The 17,240-nt window shown below is 44.8% G+C and carries 12 protein-coding genes; 6 read left to right on the top strand and 6 right to left on the bottom strand.

Annotation, left to right across the window (positions count from 1 at the left end; genetic code table 11):
* Nucleotides 1–162: 162 nt before the first annotated feature.
* From DXD68_RS16135 to DXD68_RS16125, 3 genes are all read left to right on the top strand, one after another.
* Nucleotides 163–3,330 carry a SusC/RagA family TonB-linked outer membrane protein gene (locus DXD68_RS16135; protein ID WP_122362554.1) on the top strand — a complete coding sequence of 1,056 codons (3,168 nt, stop codon included), beginning with the start codon at nucleotides 163–165 and terminating at the stop codon, nucleotides 3,328–3,330.
* Nucleotides 3,331–3,367: 37 nt separating this feature from the next.
* Nucleotides 3,368–5,287 (top strand): SusD/RagB family nutrient-binding outer membrane lipoprotein, encoded by a 1,920-nt coding sequence (locus DXD68_RS16130; RefSeq protein WP_122362553.1) that lies wholly within the window; start codon nucleotides 3,368–3,370, stop codon nucleotides 5,285–5,287.
* A gap of 63 nt (nucleotides 5,288–5,350) precedes the next feature.
* Nucleotides 5,351–6,934 carry a carboxylase gene (locus DXD68_RS16125; protein ID WP_122362552.1) on the top strand — a complete coding sequence of 528 codons (1,584 nt, stop codon included), beginning with the start codon at nucleotides 5,351–5,353 and terminating at the stop codon, nucleotides 6,932–6,934.
* 119 nt (nucleotides 6,935–7,053) lie between these two features.
* Here the strand turns inward: DXD68_RS16125 and rpiB are convergent, their stop codons facing one another.
* The 6 genes from rpiB to DXD68_RS16095 form a co-directional block, all read right to left on the bottom strand.
* A complete protein-coding gene (gene rpiB, locus DXD68_RS16120; protein WP_122362551.1) occupies nucleotides 7,054–7,485 on the bottom strand; it encodes a ribose 5-phosphate isomerase B in 432 nt (143 codons plus the stop codon).
* Between the two features lie 59 nt (nucleotides 7,486–7,544).
* Nucleotides 7,545–9,572 (bottom strand): transketolase family protein, encoded by a 2,028-nt coding sequence (locus tag DXD68_RS16115; RefSeq protein WP_122362550.1) that lies wholly within the window; start codon nucleotides 9,570–9,572, stop codon nucleotides 7,545–7,547.
* 159 nt (nucleotides 9,573–9,731) lie between these two features.
* Nucleotides 9,732–10,424: an NUDIX hydrolase gene (locus tag DXD68_RS16110; RefSeq protein WP_122362549.1), complete on the bottom strand. Its 693-nt coding sequence runs from the start codon at nucleotides 10,422–10,424 to the stop codon at nucleotides 9,732–9,734.
* 28 nt (nucleotides 10,425–10,452) lie between these two features.
* On the bottom strand, nucleotides 10,453–11,598 hold the full coding sequence (gene galK / locus DXD68_RS16105; protein ID WP_183669366.1) for a galactokinase: 1,146 nt from the start codon (nucleotides 11,596–11,598) through the stop codon (nucleotides 10,453–10,455).
* 90 nt (nucleotides 11,599–11,688) lie between these two features.
* Nucleotides 11,689–12,945, bottom strand: a complete 1,257-nt coding sequence (locus DXD68_RS16100; RefSeq protein ID WP_122362548.1) for an MFS transporter — start codon at nucleotides 12,943–12,945, stop codon at nucleotides 11,689–11,691.
* Nucleotides 12,946–12,990: 45 nt separating this feature from the next.
* Nucleotides 12,991–14,067, bottom strand: a complete 1,077-nt coding sequence (locus DXD68_RS16095) for an aldose epimerase family protein (protein ID WP_122362547.1) — start codon at nucleotides 14,065–14,067, stop codon at nucleotides 12,991–12,993.
* Between the two features lie 189 nt (nucleotides 14,068–14,256).
* Between DXD68_RS16095 and DXD68_RS16090 the strand changes: the two genes are divergently transcribed.
* The 3 genes from DXD68_RS16090 (at nucleotide 14,257) to DXD68_RS16080 (ending at nucleotide 17,098) form a co-directional block, all read left to right on the top strand.
* Nucleotides 14,257–16,209, top strand: coding sequence for an alpha-L-arabinofuranosidase C-terminal domain-containing protein (locus tag DXD68_RS16090; RefSeq protein ID WP_122362546.1), 1,953 nt, complete (start codon nucleotides 14,257–14,259; stop codon nucleotides 16,207–16,209).
* Nucleotides 16,210–16,476: 267 nt separating this feature from the next.
* Nucleotides 16,477–16,773, top strand: coding sequence for a nucleotidyltransferase family protein (locus tag DXD68_RS16085; RefSeq protein WP_122362545.1), 297 nt, complete (start codon nucleotides 16,477–16,479; stop codon nucleotides 16,771–16,773).
* Entirely contained in the window at nucleotides 16,757–17,098 is a 342-nt protein-coding gene (locus tag DXD68_RS16080) for a DUF86 domain-containing protein (protein WP_122362544.1), read from the top strand. The genes DXD68_RS16085 and DXD68_RS16080 overlap by 17 nt, the downstream gene beginning before the upstream one ends.
* Nucleotides 17,099–17,240 lie beyond the last annotated feature (142 nt).

Below are 17,240 nucleotides of genomic sequence, written 5' to 3'. Positions count from 1 at the left end.
TAGCTTGTGCCTTTCGCCGGGAAGGCTTTTAGAGGGAACAAATCCCGCTGTTCCCCAATGTTAATCTTGCAACAACGCTTGTTTCTTTCTGTTTATATTACCAAATGACGTTGGTTGACGCCAAACACATTTAATCTAATAAATTAAACAAAAAACATCAGTATGTTGAAAAGATTCAAATCTGTCAGCATGATTCTCCTGGCGGGCGCGTTGGGTTTCAACGGAAACGCCTTTGCCAATCCGAATACCGGGAATCCTGCTATTGACATTTCCCAACAGGATACGAAAGTAACGGGAACAGTAGAAGATGAGTTCGGACCCGTCGCAGGGGCTTCTGTTGTGATAAAAGGCACTACCACAGGTACCATGACCGATATGGATGGTCATTTCACTCTGGAAGGCGTAAAGAAGGGAGACATTATCCAAATCTCTTTTATTGGTTTTGCCACACAAGATATCCCTTACACCGGACAAGCTACATTGAATGTGAAACTGGTAGAAGATGCCCAGAAGCTGGATGAAGTCGTTGTGACCGCTTTAGGTATGAAACGTGACAAGAAAGCACTGGGTTACGCGATGCAGGAACTGAAAGGTGACGAATTGCTGTCGTCACGCGAACCGAATCTTGCCAATTCATTATCAGGAAAAGTCTCCGGTCTGCAGATCGTGCGCTCCAGTAATGGGGTAGGTGGTTCTTCTAAAATCGTTCTGCGTGGTAATAACTCCCTAACCGGTAGTAACCAGCCGCTGATCGTAGTCGACGGTACGCCGATGGATAACTTCACAGGCGGTGTCGATGATGTATGGGGTAACTCCGGTGCCGATATGGGTAACGGTCTTTCCGATATCAACCCCGAAGATATCGAATCGATGACGGTACTGAAAGGTGCTTCTGCTGCCGCTTTGTACGGGTCGCGTGCCGGTAACGGTGTGATCCTGATCACCACTAAGTCGGGAAAGAAGAACGAAGGTCTGGGTATCACGGTCAATGCCGGTATCACGACTGAATCTATTTTCCTTAAACCGGATCTGCAGAACAGCTTCGGACAAGGTTCGGTCGGCGCTTACGATAATCAGTCGCGTTTGAGCTGGGGACCGAAAGCGGAAGGACAGATGGTCTCCGACTGGCTCGGACGTCAGGTGCCTTTAAAGACTTATGATAATATAGATGCCTTTTTCAATACCGGGACTTCCTTCAATGAAGGTGTCAGCTTCCAGCAGAATATAAAAGGGACATCGGTATTCTCTTCTATCAACCGTTCGGATGATGCCGGTATCACTCCCGAATCAAAACTGAACAAGACGAACATTACTTTGCGTGCAACCACTTTCCTCGATGAAGCCGAAAAGTGGAAGATCGATGCCAAAGTGAATTACATCAATATGAATGCCCACAACCGCCCGATCCAGGGTGTCAATCCTTCCAATGCATTCAATACGATCTACAATTTGCCACGTTCACTGAATGTAGCTGAGTTCAAACAGGATGTGGATGAACAAGGAAACATGATCTGGTGGGATGCCTCGAAGAATCCGCAGGAAAACCCGTACTGGGTAACTAAATACCGGCAAAACAACGATACCCGTAACCGTTTGCTGGGTAATATCGCATTGAAATACGCTCCAACGAACTGGTTCGATATCGAACTCCGGGGTGGTACCGACTATTATACGACTACTAAAAATGAAAAAGTATATGCCGGTGGGAATACAACGCCAAGCGGTCTGTACAATGAAGGTTCTGAAACATTCTACGAAAATAACTATAGTTTCCTGGCTACGGCCCGTAAGGATAACCTGATCGACCGTCTGGGTGGATTTGTTTCTTTCGGCGGTAACCTGATGATGCAGAAACGAACGAAGATGAATGCTTCGGCAGGCGAACTGCTTGTCCCGAACCTTTTCTCTCTGAACAATGGTATCAATAAACCGACAGTCACCTCCGAACTGACCCGCCGCAAGATGAATTCGCTGTATGGATCGTTGCAATTGAACTGGGACGGTTATCTGTTCCTGGATGTGACGGCACGTAACGACTGGTCGTCTACTATGTCGAAAGCCAATCGTTCTTATTTCTATCCGTCAGTCAGCTTGTCGGGCGTTATCTCCGATATGGTTCCGAAGTTGGGTGGGCAGATGCCTGAATGGTTTACTTTTGCCAAGGTGAGAGCTTCTTATGCAGAAGTAGGTAACGACCTCGATCCGTATCAGTTATACAATAACTTTACGGTAGGAAAAGATGAGAATGGGAATACGACGGCTGCTCCGGGTAATGTGCTCTTTGATTCTACGGTACGCAGTGAGTTGATCAAATCGTGGGAAGCCGGTTTCGATGTCCGCTTCTTCAATAATCGTTTGGGATTGGATGCTGCCTGGTATAAGACAAACGCCACCCGTCAGTTGCTGAACCTCCCGATGGACCCGTTCTCCGGTTATAGTTCACGGAAAGTAAATGCCGGTAATATCCAGAACGAAGGTATCGAAATTTCATTGAACGGTGCGATCCTCGATAACCCGAAAGGATTGAGCTGGAATTCAACGGCGCAATTCTCTCTGAACCGGAACAAGATCATCGACCTGTATCCGGGTGTTACCCTCTATGATATAAAAACATTGGATGCTATCCAGATCGTAGCCGTACAAGGTAGTTATTACGGTGATATCTACGGACAAACATTCCAGCGTGTAGAAGATAAGAACGATCCTAACTATGGCAAGATCATTGTAGGTGAAGACGGTCTGCCTCTGATCACGACCGGCAAATCGAAGGTCGGTAATCAAAGTCCCGATTGGATGCTGGGATGGACGAACAGCTTCTCTTATAAAGGCTTCAATCTTAGCTTCCTGGTAGACTTCCGTATCGGTGGTGACTTGTATTCGGCTACGGCTTCCAACCTGTATGTTCGTGGTAATGCTGCCGGAACAGTAGTCAACGGTAATCGTCAGGACTTCGTAGTTCCTAATTCTGTCGTACAGACCTCTAACGGTTATGCGGAAAATAAAGTCCCTGTAACTCATCAGAACTATTGGGAACGTATCGGTTCGACCGGAAACTACGGTTTGCCTGAAATGTTTACGTATGATGCTACCAATATCCGTCTGCGTAATATCACGCTTGGCTATGACTTTAACCGGGCCATGTTACAAAAGACACCGTTCCAGCGTCTGCGTCTGTCGGCCACTTGTAACAATGTATGGATGATCCATTATAACCTGCCGGGTATCGACCCCGAATCCGTATCGGCAACCAATACGAATGCCACCGGATTTGAAAACGGGGCTGCACCGACCAGCCGCTCATTTACGTTCAACGTAACGGTAGGATTTTAAAGATGGTTTAATAAGAACAATAAAGAAATAAAACAAGATGAACACCAAGAATATATTACTGGCAGGCATGTTCTCGATAGCCGCTTTGTTTACATCCTGTAATGATTTTCAGGAAATAAACGAAGACCCTAACCAGGTAGGTGAGGACAAAGTTAAGCCTGAATGGTTCCTGAACGGCTCTATTGTCGGAGCACAGATGAATCCGGAGATTGCCGAGCGTATCTTCATTGCCGAGTGGAACCGTGCTTCCCGTTTTAACCGGGGTAGCGGTTTTACGATCGGAACGGACAATAACGACTATATTACCCTATATCTGAGTAACTCATACGCTGTCGGTTGGTTGAACAAAGCCACCAAAGCGATCGAACTGGGTGAAAAGAAGGTTGCCGAAGGCGAAGCCGAACAATATCCTTATTATAAGAATGTGATACAGATGGCACGTATCTGGCGTGCTTACCTGAATGCGGAAGTATCGGATGGTTTCGGACCGATCCCGGCTTTGTCGGCTTTCACGGGTGTGCCTGCCGAATATGATAGTGTGGAAACTATTTACGGCTTTATCCTGAAAGAGCTGAAAGAAGCGGAGGCTGCCCTCGATCCTTCCATTAATATGGAACCGATGGCTGGTGAAGATGCTTTCTATGCCGGAAATATCAATGAATGGAAGAAATATGCCAACTCTTTGCGTATGCGTTACGCCATGCGTATTTCGGCTGTCTCTCCGGAACTGGCAAAGACTGAGTTCGAAGATGCAGCGGGCAAGACTTTTATCTCTTCCCTGAATGACCTGGCTGGCGTACAGGAAAAAGATGGTTGGAACGATTTGACAAGTGTCATGTCGCGTACCTGGAATGCACAGGCAATGTCTGTCACTTTCAAGAATCTGGCAGAAGGGTTAGGCGGTATCGAATTTCCTGTTCCTGACTCACTGAAGAGTCATCTGAAAGATCCTCATACCTATATGGGGTTATATCTGGACAAACATTTCCCGCTGAAGACGAACGATCCGTGTGCCGGATTCTATTTTGATGCGATCCCTCAGTATGTCGATCCGCGTGGACCTAAACTGTTCAGCGTGGTAGGCTGGAATGACGGTGTGGTTTATTCCGATTATATCGGTGCGGCCAGCGAAGTACAGCCGGTCGAATTGATGGACCCGAACGATAATACTAAACCGATGCTGACGGTCGATCCTCGTTATACCTGGGGTACCTGGGTAGCCGGAGAATGGAATAATCTATCCGGTCTGGTCAGTGCACTGACAGGAAAGAATTATAACTATCCTTCCATGTCGAAACAGTATCGTATGAATACTCAGAAACGTGTTTTCTTCGGTCCGTGGGAAAGTTATTTCCTGTTGGCGGAAGCTGCTCTGAAGGGTTGGACGGTTCCGGGTACCGCCAAGTCGAATTATGAGAGTGGCATCACTGCCAGTTTCGAATATCATGGCTTGCAAAACCAGGTTGCACAATATCTGACATCGACGGATTATAATCGTGTAGGTACCTCTGTCAGCTTTGACCATACAACAGAAGCGCAACCGTACACTGTCAATTATGTCGATCCTTATACAAAGGAAAATAAGACAATGACATATAATTATCCGAAAAATTCCATCTATCGCGGTGGCTCTTACAACAACGATGCACTGACGAAAATTATCACTCAGAAATACATTGCACAGGTACCCTGGTTACCGGAAGAAGCCTGGAGCGATCATCGCCGTCTCGGTTTGCCGTTCTTTGAGAATCAGGCTGTAGAAAAAGACTACAACCCATTGAACCAGGTTCCTCTGACTATGGCAACAGCCAAAGAATGCCGCTGGGATTTCTACCCTAAACGCTACCGTTATCCTGCCAATATCCAGACAAATAACCTGGAAGGGTATCAGAAAGCTTTGGAATTGCTGGGGGGACCGGATCTAACGACAACCCCGCTTTGGTGGAATCAACATTAACTACTTTTGGCTTGATCCAAAAGTAGACAAAAGATCAAGAGAAAAGTGAAATTAAACAAAAATATGGTACATAAATTATTAATCCGCGACCTCACCCTCCGTGACGGGCAGCAGTCAGCATTTGCAACACGCATGTCACAACAACAAATCGACCGTGTATTATCTTTCTATAAAGAGGTTGGTTTCTACGCAATGGAAGTGTGGGGTGGGGCAGTTCCCGATGCTGCCATGCGATATCTGAATGAAGATCCCTGGGAGAGACTGGAAAAGATAAAAGCAGCCGTAGGTATGACAACCAAGCTCGCCGCCTTATGCCGCGGGCGTGACCTGTTCGGCTACAATCCTTATCCGGACAATGTCGTCAAAGGTCTTTGCCGTAACGCTGTCGAGTCGGGCATTAATATTATGCGTATCTTCGATGCTATGAACGATGTCGACAATATGAAGCCGGCTATCAAATATACCGATCGTTATGGAGGAATGGCCGATTGCGCCGTCTGCTATGCCATCGATCCACATCATTCTGCTTTGGAACGGATAGAAGCCGCCCTGCATGGCCGCCCGTTGCATAAGCCGATTTTTAAGAATGACTATTTTCTGGACAAAGCCCGGCAAATGGAAAATTATAGTGCCGACATTATTACTCTGGAAGATGCCAACGGCCTGATCACTCCGGGAAAGACAGCCGAGCTGATACGTCTTTTCAAGAAGAATCTGAAGGCTCCCGTTGACTTCCATACCCGTTGTATTGCCGGATACGGACTACCTTCTATGCTGGCTGCTATTGTCAACGGTGTGGATATCGTCGATACGAATATATGGTATTTTGCCGGAGGTTGCTCTGCACCCGCTATCGAATTGATCTATGTTTTCTGCAAGAAGATGGGAATAGAGTTGGAGATCGATATGGAAGCTGTCGCCCGTATCAATGCCGAACTTTTCAAGATACGCAAGGAGTTGAGGGCTTACGATTCCGCCAAAGAACTTCCTAATCCCTTTAATCCTCTGACCGATAAATTACCTACCGAAATAGACCGTTTCTTCAATGACGCTATCGAAGCTGCCCGCCATGACAAGGAAGACGACCTGATCATTTTCTGTCGTGCTATCGAGGAATATTTCAACTTCCCCGAACCGAATGAATTGGTTCAGAAGTCACAGATCCCGGTAAATATGTATAATCAGATTGTAGCTTTGTTGAAGCAACAGGGACATCCCGAATTGTTGGAGAAAGCGATGTCGCTGATTCCTCAGGTACGTATGGATGCCGGTTTGCCTCCTTTGGTTACCCCGGTAAGCCAGGTGATCGCTTCACAGGCTGTAGCTTGTGCATTGGATGAACTGAATGGTCGCCCTCTCTACAGTAAACCTGTATATCCTTTTATCTCCCTGATCCGGGGAGAGTTTGGAAAAACACCTTTACCGATAGATCCGGAATTTCGTTTGAAAATAACCGGTAAACGGGAAGAACAATGTTATGATGCTTCGGATTATGAGATGCAGGAAAACCCGATGATAGATGAAGTCGGTATCCTGGTTGCCGAAAATGAGAAAGAAGTCTTGTTGCTGGAACTCTTTCCGATGTCGGCCCGTAATTTCCTGACTAAACGTAAAAAGGAAAAATTCAAAGATAATATGTTCTCCTAGGCACAAAGGTCTATGGAGCTGTTGGCACTATATACCTATAGGTATCAGTCCTATAATCCTACAACTGTTAACTCTATAGTGTCACAGGGGTTGACACTAATATAATAATCCCGTTGTTTTTACAACGGGATTTTATTTATTCTTCGTATATGCCGACCGCCTTCGAAAGGAGTGTTCAGAAAGGCTTCGACAGCGCGGGTAGCTTCCTCCTGACTGATAAACCGACCGGGCATGACAAGTATATTGGCATCATTGTGCTCACGAGCCAGTCGTGCAATCTCTTCCTGCCAACATAAAGCGGCCCGTATTCCCTGGTGTTTGTTTAAAGTCATCGCAATACCGTTTCCTGATCCGCAGATCGCTATTCCGGGATATACTTCCCCGGCTTCTACAGCGTAAGCCAACGGATGGGCGAAATCGGGATAATCGCAACTTTCTGTTGAACAGGTTCCGAAATCCTTATAGGATAATCCTTTGGAGTCCAGTATTTGTTTCACATACTCTTTTAGTTCGTAACCTGCGTGGTCACAACATAAACCTAGTGTTTTCATCTTTATCTGTTAGAGGTAGACAAAAAGGGGCTGTTACACCCCTTTTTACTAATAGTTTCTTATGCTAATAATTCTTTTACCTGATTGTATACATTCTGTCCGGTGAAGCCCAGTTTTTCGTCCAAAACCTTGTAAGGAGCGGAGAATCCGAATGATTCGAGTCCCCATACCTTACCGTTGGCTCCGACCAATCCTTCCAGGTTGACCGGCAGACCGGCTGTCAGACCGAAAATCTTGCTTCCTGTCGGAATAACAGATTCCTGATATTCCTTGCTCTGGCTGCGGAACAGTCCTTCAGACGGAACGGATACGATACGAACCTTTACGCCATCGGCGCGAAGCAATGCAGCTCCTTCAACCAATGTGGCTACTTCCGAGCCGGAAGCGACCATGATAACGTCCGGGTTTTCATCGCTTTCTACAATATAAGCACCCTTTTCTGCCTGCAGAGCTTCGTCGTAACGGCTTCCTTTTGCGGGCAGGTCATTAATGTTCTGACGGGAAAGGATCAAAGCGGTAGGAGTGGCGGTATTTTCCATTGCCATCTTCCATGCAATTGTCGTTTCAATAACATCGGCCGGACGGAGAACCAGCATAGAGTTGTGTCCCTTGTGGTTCTTCAGTTTTTCCATCAGGCGGATCTGTGCTTCCTGTTCAACCGGTTCGTGAGTAGGTCCGTCTTCACCGACACGGAAAGCGTCGTGCGACCAGATGAACTTAACCGGCTGCTCCATCAATGCTGCCATACGGATGGCTGGCTTCATATAATCGGAGAATACGAAGAAGGTACCGCAAGCCACGATCACACCACCGTGCAGTGACATACCGATACATACACATGCCATGGTCAATTCGGAAACGCCAGCCTGGAAGAAAGCTCCGCTGAAATCTCCTTTTATAAATGAATGTGTTTTCTTCAGGAAACCGTCTGTCTTGTCCGAGTTGGAAAGGTCGGCAGATGAAACAACCATATTTTCAACCTGGGTTGCCAATACGCCTAATACGGTAGCGGATGCGGCACGTGTTGCCTGGTTTGCTTTCTGTTCGATAGCTTCCCAGTCCAGTTTAGGAGCTTTGCCGGAGAACCAGAATTGCATTTTCTCAGCCAGTTCCGGATTGGCTTTCGCCCATGCTTCTTTAGCAGCATAACGTTCGGCTACGATAGCTTCCAGTTCTTTTGCACGCTTTGCATACAGTTCGGCAACTTCCGGAAATACAGTAAACGGATTCTTAGGATCGCCTCCCAGGTTCTTGATTGTCTCTTCGATCGATGCACCTGCAGCAGACAAGGGTTGACCGTGTGTGGATACTTTGTTTTCGTAGCTGCTGTCGTCGGTTCCGCGGGCACCTTTACCCATAATGGTATCACCGATGATCAGGGTAGGACGTTGGGTTTCAGCCTTCGCTTCATCCAAAGCCTTACGTATTTCATTTACATCGTTTCCATTGATGCTGATCACTTTCCAGCCCCATGCCTCGTATTTCATAGCAACATTTTCAGTCGTTACTTCTTCTACGGTTGTAGAAAGCTGGATGTTGTTGGAGTCGTAGAACATGATCAGGTTGTCCAGTCCCAGTGTTCCGGCAACACGTCCGGCACCTTGTGAGATTTCTTCCTGGATACCACCATCGGATATATATGCGTAAATAGTCTGGTTCATTACATCTCCCAGGCGGGCTTTCAAGAACTTGGCAGCGATCGCAGCACCTACTGCGTAAGTATGGCCTTGTCCCAGCGGACCTGAGGTATTTTCGATTCCTCGCTTGACGTTTACTTCAGGATGGCCCGGAGTAGGACTTCCCCACTGGCGGAACTGTGACAGCTCTTCCATCGTGAATTTGCCGGTAAGGGCGAGGGCTGAATAAAGCATCGGAGACATGTGTCCCGGGTCCTGGAAGTAGCGGTCCCTACCTTCCCATTCCGGGTTCTTGGGATCATAGACTAAATACTCTGAAAATAGTACATTGATAAAATCAGCACCACCCATTGCACCGCCCGGATGACCGGATTTAGCCTTTTCTACCATTGACGCTGCCAGGACGCGGATATTATCCGCTGCTCTGTTCATTACTTTGATATCGTTCATTTTGATGAATTATTTTAATTTTTGCACAAAGATAGGGAATCTCTTCTTATAGACCGCTATATCATACAAACAATTCATTTTCTGTAAAGTTTCCTAATTAGCGATATTTCTCATAGAGAGCCGGATATGCAAGGCGATTTTCGCGATTCGGATGGTTTGTTACAGGGAGAAATAGAATCCTTGATCCAGTAAACGGTCGTATTTCTCTTTATTGAACATATAATAGAAAGCGCCTCTTTTAGAACTCTTTTTATCCTTCTCGTCCAGTTTTTCGAGAATGTCCATTGAGTTTAACTTCTTACGGAAATTACGTTTGTCTAACGGGGTCTGATAGATCGCTTCATATAGGCTTTGAAGCTGGGGTAGGGTAAATTTTTCCGGAAGAAGGTTGAATCCGACAGGGCGTGTTGCTGCTTTTTTCTTCAGGAGCGACAGGGTGTCGTCGATCATTTGGTTGTGGTCGAAGATTAGTTCGGGAATATCGCTGATTTTAACCCATTCGGCATTATGTTCTTTCAGCAACTCCGGATTGAAATCGTTCATATTGACTAATGAATAGTATGCTACGGAGATAACCCGTTCTCCAAGATCGCGGGTAACATCTCCGTAAGCACCTACCTGCTCCATAAAAAGACGATCGATACCGGAACATTCGGTAAGAACGCGAGAAGCCGCTTCGTTTACACTTTCGCCCGATTTGATAAAGCCGCCCATCAGAGACCACTGTCCTTTTAGTGGTTCAAAATTCCGTTTGTAAAGTAATACGTTGAGTTCACCACTGTTGAATCCCAGAATAATACAATCTACTGCAACAAAAAATTTGACTTCGTTCTGATAAAATGCGGCTGTCATGATATTTTATGGATATTGAATTAATTTATTATGCGAGTTTGCGTGCGCCGTCGCTGATTACTACTTCGTAAACTTTAGGTTCGTGACCGAATTTCTTTGTATAAGACTCGAATGCTTCTTTGATGAAATCATCATGCAACTCGTCTTTTACAAGGTTGATCGTACAGCCGCCGAAACCACCGCCCATCACACGTGAACCTGTTACGCCACATTTCTTGGCTACATCGTTCAGGAAGTCCAGTTCTTCGCAGCTCACTTCGTACAATTTGCTCATGCCGTGATGAGTTTCGTACATTTTCTGACCTACAGTTTCGTAGTCGCCTTTTTCCAGAGCTTCGCAAACGTCGAGTACGCGCTGTACTTCTTCGATTACGTATTCGGCACGCATATAGTCTTCTGCGCTGATATCGCCTTTCACTTCGTTCAGCATGTCCATTGTTGCGTCACGCAGGAATTCTACTTCCGGGTGATTGCGACGGATAGCAGCTGCTGCATTTTCGCAAGACTGGCGACGTTTGTTGTATGCAGAAGAAGCCAGTTCGTGTTTAACCACGGAATCCAGTAATACCAACTTATAGCCAACCGGATTGAACGGGAAATATTTATATTCCAAAGAACGGCAATCCAGACGGATCAGGCTTCCTTCTTTACCGAATACAGAAGCGAACTGGTCCATGATACCACAGTTAACACCACAATAGTTGTGTTCTGTAGACTGACCGATCTTAGCTAATTCGAATTTGTCGATACCCAGAGAGAAAAGGTCATTCAAAGCAAAAGCATAGGTACTTTCCAAAGCGGCTGATGAAGACATACCGGCACCCAGAGGAACGTCGCCTGCAAATACGGTATCGAATCCCTGGATCTGACCGCCACGTTTGATGATCTCGCGGCATACACCGAAGATATATCTTGCCCAGCTTGCTTTTGGTGCATCTTCTTCGTTCAGTCCGAATTCTGCATAATCGTTCAGGTCGATAGAAAATGCGCGAACTTTACCTGTGCCGTTCGGTTTGATCTCAGCGATCATGCCTTTATCGATAGCACCCGGAAATACGAAACCACCATTATAGTCTGTGTGTTCACCGATCAGGTTGATACGGCCCGGAGAAGCATATACACTACCTTCTGTATTAAATAACTCCTGAAATTTATTTCTAATTTTTTTCTGCATGATATTATTTCTTTTAAAGGTTATAAATGAAGAAATTATCCGGTTATAAGGTAAAACCGGATAATTTCATAAATTGGCATATTGTTTATTTTATTCTGATTTTTTCGATGGTTTAGAACCGATAGCCGCATAGAATAAAATGTAAGCAGCACTGAAGAGTACAACCCAGTAGCTGGTCATATAATCAGTCATATCGGCAACCCAACCCTGAACAGCAACCATTACAGCGCAACCGAATACCATTGTCATAAAGATACCGCTGGCAATAGCTGTATATTTTCCTAATCCTTCTACAGCCATGTTGAATATACCACCCCACATTACGCTGGTGCAAAGACCTACGAGAAGGAATGCCAGAATACCAACGGGAACTTCCTGCCAGATCACACTTAATGAAGCCCAGTCTACACCAGGAACTTCAACTGTATTTGTTTCAGGTGAGAACATACCGAAGCTAACCAACAGAAGAGTTGCAATCGATACGATGGTGATCATCGTACGGCTGGAAACCTTACCTCCGATACTAGCTCCTACGAAACGTCCGATAAGCATCATAAGCCAGTAAACAGCTACGATAAGACCCACGGTGCTGGCCGGTATACCTTTTGCTGTAAGGTATTGAAGAATATAAGTAGGAGTACCTACTTCAACGCTCATGTAAAGGAAGATAGCGAGTGCTCCCAGTGCAAAATGGCGATGGCTCAAAGCGCCCTTGATCAAACTGGTGTCAACAGGTGCCTGTTCAGGTTCTTCAATTTTAGTAAATACGATAACTACAAATGCGATAACGAAGATAGCAAGAGCGATCATCAATGCCGGTGTTGCGTCGGCAATATGTGCTTTGGCTGCGTCACCGATAAGAGCTCCCATCAGGATGTAGCAGGCAACGGCTGCAGTACTGTTGAATACACCGCCGAGCTGGATAAGCTGGTTACCCTTGTTACCACCGCCACCGAGCAGGTTAAGCATCGGGTTAACCACACAGTTAAGAATACACATAGTGAAACCGCTGATAAATGCTCCGACCAGGTAAACCAGGAAAGCGCTCTCCTTGCCCACATGACCACTCAGCCATTGAACTAAAATACCTACGATACCTACAACAAGACCGATAAGAGCTGTTTTCTTATAGCCATATTTGGCGATAAGCATACCGGCAGGAATACCCATTACCAAATAGGCAATGAAGTTACCATAGTTTCCAATTTGGGCAAGAACATTGCTAGCCCCGAAGTCGTTCTTTACGATAATAGCCATTGGTGAACAAAGGTTAGTCACGAATGCGATCATTGCAAACAGTGCAATCATAATGATGATGGCACCCCATTGTTTTTTTTCTTGAGTCATTGATTGATATTTTTATTATTATTGATATATTAATTTTGTTATTTGTTATTCAGCAGAGAATTTATAAATGGTCTTGCTTTCAAAAACTTCTCCCGGACGGAGTACGGTAGAGGGGTATTCCGGTTTGTTCGGGCTGTCGGGGAAATGTTGTGTTTCCAGGCATAAAGCAGCTCTTGCCGGGTAACGCTGTCCGTTCTTTCCTTCGAAATTACCGGTCATCCAGTTACCTGTATATAATTGTACACCCGGTTCGGTTGTATATGCTTCCATGACAATACCGGTCTTCGGCGATTGACAACGGGCACAGAAACCCAGTTCGCCTTCTTCCTTATTTAATATATAGGTATGGTCGTAGCCTCTTGCCCAAGTCAACTGGTCGGTCGGTTCGTCTATGCGTGCACCAACCAGATAAGGGGTACGAAAATCCATCGGGGTACCTTCCACCTTTTCCGGTGCTCCGTAAGGGATGGCTGTTTCATCCGTAGGAAGATACTGATCGGCATTGATTGTCAGTGTATGATCTGCTACTGACGGATCGCCTGCTCCTGATAAGTTGAAGTAGGAGTGGTTGGTCAGGTTCAATACGGTCGGTTTGTCTGTTACGGCATGATACATGATTGCGACTTCATTGTCGTCTGTCAGATGGTATGTAACAGTCACTTTTAATGTTCCGGGGAAACCTTCTTCACCGTCTGCTGACGTATATTTCAGTTCTACGGTCTGGTCATCGGTCTGATTAGCATCCCATACAACAGAATTAAAACCTTTGAGTCCTCCGTGAAGGCTGTTGGGGCCATTGTTGATGGCCAACTTATCGTACACAACGCCGTCGAGTGTAAATGAACCCTTGGCTATACGGTTCCCGTAGCGACCGCAGATAGCTCCGAAGTAAGGCTCTTCAGAAACCAGATAATCATCGATTGAATTATGTCCGGTAACAACATCGGTTAACTTGCCGGACCGATCCGGTACCATAAGCGATACAATTTTTGCACCGTAGTTGGTAATGGTAAGTTCTGCTCCTTTCTTATTGGTCAGGATACATAGCATCGTCTCCTTCCCGTCTATTTGCTTGCTGAAATTAGCCACAGTCAAGCCAGACAGTGTATTCTTGTTCTTCATGTATGTAATGTTATCAAAATTGCGTGTAAAATTAGCCTACTTCTTCGTAAATAGGATGCACGAAAAGATGTTATAGAGCATAAAGCCGCTTTTTGTCTACCAATTTAGTGTATTAGTCCACCTTTTAAATATGTATTTAGTGTACATTTGCAACTAAATAAATCTTTTATTTACGGAAAAACACTTGATATGAGAAGAAGCATGAAAAACGCTATCTCCCTGTTCCTCTTAAGCATGGGGGTAAGCAGTCTGATGGCACAGACCAATGAATTTAAAATAGACGTGCAGCAAACGGGTGCGCCTATCCAATCCACCATGTACGGTATCTTTTTTGAAGATATCAACTTCGGAGCGGATGGAGGATTGTATGCAGAGCTGATTAAGAACCGTTCTTTTGAGTTTGAAAATCCTTTCGGGGGCTGGGTTCCTTTTGGAAATGTAACGGTACAGACCAAATCCCCCTGTTTTGACGAGAACCCGCATTATGTACGTCTTTCTTATAATAAAGAACTGACCGGTACAGGACTGGATAACGAAGGTTTTAAAGGTATTGGTATAAAGGCAAGGGAGAAGTATGACTTTTCTTTCTATGCCCGTACGGTAACTAACGGTCCGATCAAGTTTCGTATAAATCTGGTAAATAGTGGGCATGACATTTATGAAACAAAGGAAGTTGAGATAAACGGTAAAGATTGGAAAAAGTATTCCGTTGTCCTGACTCCTGCGGCAACAGAAGCCCATTCCCGTTTACGTATCACGATGCTTACACAGGGAACGGCGGATCTGGAACATATATCTTTATTCCCTCAGAAAACATTCAATAACCGTCCGAACGGTATGCGTGCCGATCTTGCACAGGCATTGAAAGATCTTAAGCCGGGTGTATTCCGCTTTCCCGGAGGTTGTATCGTGGAAGGAACGAACCTGGCCACCCGTTATCAGTGGAAAAATACGGTAGGTCCGGTTGAAAACCGTCCGATCAATATCAATCGTTGGAATTATACATTTCCTCATAAGAGGTTCTCCGATTATTATCAGTCTTATGGTTTAGGTTTCTTCGAATATTTTCAGTTGAGTGAGGATATCGGTGCCGAGCCGCTTCCTGTATTGAACTGCGGTCTTTCCTGTCAGTATGAAAATGATGATCCGAAAGAAAACTGTCCGGTCGATAAATTGCAACCTTATATTGACGATGCACTTGACCTGATCGAGTTTGCCAACGGTCCTGTGGCTTCTAAATGGGGAAAACTGCGTGCCGATATGGGACATCCGGCTCCTTTCAACCTGAAGTTTATAGCTATTGGTAATGAGCAGTGGGGTACTTTGTTTACTGAACGCCTGGAACCTTTTGTAAAGGCTATTCGTGCCAAATATCCGGATATCAAAGTTATTGGTAGTTCTGGCCCACAGGCGGAAGGGGAAGATTTCGACTTCTTGTGGCCTGAAATGAAGCGGATGAAAGTCGATTTGGTAGATGAACATTTTTACCGTTCTCCCGAATGGTTCCTGAATGGTGCCAAGCGCTATGACTCATACGATCGTAATGGTCCTAAGGTTTTTGCCGGTGAATATGCCTGTCATCCGAACAATCGCGAGAATAGTTTCCTGACAGCATTGGCTGAGGCGGCTTTTATGACTGGTTTTGAGCGTAATGCGGATGTTGTACATATCTGTACTTATGCCCCTCTGTTTGCCCATGTGGATGCCTGGCAATGGCGTCCGGATTTGATCTGGTTCGATAATCTTTCTTTGGTGAAGACACCGAATTACTATGTGCAGCAACTTTACGGTCATAATGCCGGTACGAATGTCGTGCCTTTGACCATGCAGAACGAACCGGTTACCGGACAAAATGATCTGTATGCAACAGCAGCAGTCGATAAGAAGACAAATGAGTTAATCATTAAGATCGCCAATACCGGCATTCAAAACAGAAAAGTGAAACTGGATTTAAACGGCCTTTCCGGTGGAAAACATAAAGGTACAGTAACCGTACTTCACGCTTCTGACTTGGAAGCTAAAAATACGATCTGCAAACCGGACCAGGTAGTGCCTGTTGTTTCAGAAATTGAACTGGAAGCTCCGGCTGCAGAAGTAGTACTTCGCCCGTTAAGTTTCTCTGTTTATCGCATTGCGTTTTGATATTAGTTTTCCCTCAATCCGGAGTTTGTTAGGCTTTAGTAATTTGCCGTTTGGGGCAAAAATCTTAAACAGATAAACATGAGCTTCTCAAAAAATATTTAAGATAGGGGTGAATTTTAGCGCAAAGACGCGCAATATAGAAGAGTGGAAAATAGAATCATGAATGATGACTTATGAAAGTTAGAATTATCAGATAGTTGTTAAAAAAGAACTCATGTTGATATTTTTCACATATTTAGCTATCTTTGTGATATGAAGTAGTTATATATGAAGGTTTCAATTTTAAATAAACTGTCCTCATTTTTCTCTATGCAACCTGTTCAAAGGGCATGGGTGTTCGGTTCTTATTCCAGAGGGGAGGAATCGAAGAAGAGTGATATTGATATTTTGGTTCAATTTTTACCGGATGCTAATATTACTCTTTTTAAATATGCAGGAATGGTCGATGCACTTCAAAAACTACTGAAAAAGAAAGTAGACCTTGTGGAAGAAGGGCAACTAAAAGATTTTGCTAAAGAGAGTGCTAACCAAGATAAACTGTTGATCTATGAGAGAAAAGCCTAAAGATGAAAGTCGGTTACTTCATATAATTGAGGCTATCGATAATATAGTAGAGTTTACACAAGGCGTAGATTTTGAATCTTATAAGCAAAATAAAATCCTTCGCTTTGCTGTAATTAAGAATCTTGAAATAATTGGTGAAGCAGCATATTTATTAACGAAAGAATTTCGTGATTCTCATTGCGAGATAGAATGGAATGTAATAATCGGTATGCGTCATGTTTTGGTTCATGGTTATTATCAGATCAGAGATGAAATTGTTTGGGCTACAATTACGCAAGAACTTTTACCTTTAAAAAAGCAGATTCAAGAAATATTGGATAAGTAATTATCATTTTGACAATCAGTTAATTCATGTACTCTTTCTTTGTCGTGTATAGAGGTAAAGGAGAGTTTAAAAACATATATCCCCTTGATCCGGAGTTCAGCAATGACGGATTGAGGGGATTTTCTTTTTAGCGGAAACATTT

The organism is Parabacteroides sp. TM07-1AC (assembly GCF_003480915.1).
In the GTDB taxonomy this organism is placed as follows: Bacteria; Bacteroidota; Bacteroidia; order Bacteroidales; family Tannerellaceae; genus Parabacteroides; species Parabacteroides chongii.
This window is presented reverse-complemented; position numbering and strand designations above follow the sequence as displayed.

Coding starts and splice junctions, on each gene's coding strand:
- DXD68_RS16135 (WP_122362554.1), top strand. CDS start 163: ATGTTGAAAAGATTCAAATCTGTCAGCATGATTCTCCTGGCGGGCGCG.
- DXD68_RS16130 (WP_122362553.1), top strand. CDS start 3,368: ATGAACACCAAGAATATATTACTGGCAGGCATGTTCTCGATAGCCGCT.
- DXD68_RS16125 (WP_122362552.1), top strand. CDS start 5,351: ATGGTACATAAATTATTAATCCGCGACCTCACCCTCCGTGACGGGCAG.
- rpiB (WP_122362551.1), bottom strand. CDS start 7,485: ATGAAAACACTAGGTTTATGTTGTGACCACGCAGGTTACGAACTAAAA.
- DXD68_RS16115 (WP_122362550.1), bottom strand. CDS start 9,572: ATGAACGATATCAAAGTAATGAACAGAGCAGCGGATAATATCCGCGTC.
- DXD68_RS16110 (WP_122362549.1), bottom strand. CDS start 10,424: ATGACAGCCGCATTTTATCAGAACGAAGTCAAATTTTTTGTTGCAGTA.
- galK (WP_183669366.1), bottom strand. CDS start 11,598: ATGCAGAAAAAAATTAGAAATAAATTTCAGGAGTTATTTAATACAGAA.
- DXD68_RS16100 (WP_122362548.1), bottom strand. CDS start 12,945: ATGACTCAAGAAAAAAAACAATGGGGTGCCATCATCATTATGATTGCA.
- DXD68_RS16095 (WP_122362547.1), bottom strand. CDS start 14,067: ATGAAGAACAAGAATACACTGTCTGGCTTGACTGTGGCTAATTTCAGC.
- DXD68_RS16090 (WP_122362546.1), top strand. CDS start 14,257: ATGAGAAGAAGCATGAAAAACGCTATCTCCCTGTTCCTCTTAAGCATG.
- DXD68_RS16085 (WP_122362545.1), top strand. CDS start 16,477: ATGAAGGTTTCAATTTTAAATAAACTGTCCTCATTTTTCTCTATGCAA.
- DXD68_RS16080 (WP_122362544.1), top strand. CDS start 16,757: ATGAGAGAAAAGCCTAAAGATGAAAGTCGGTTACTTCATATAATTGAG.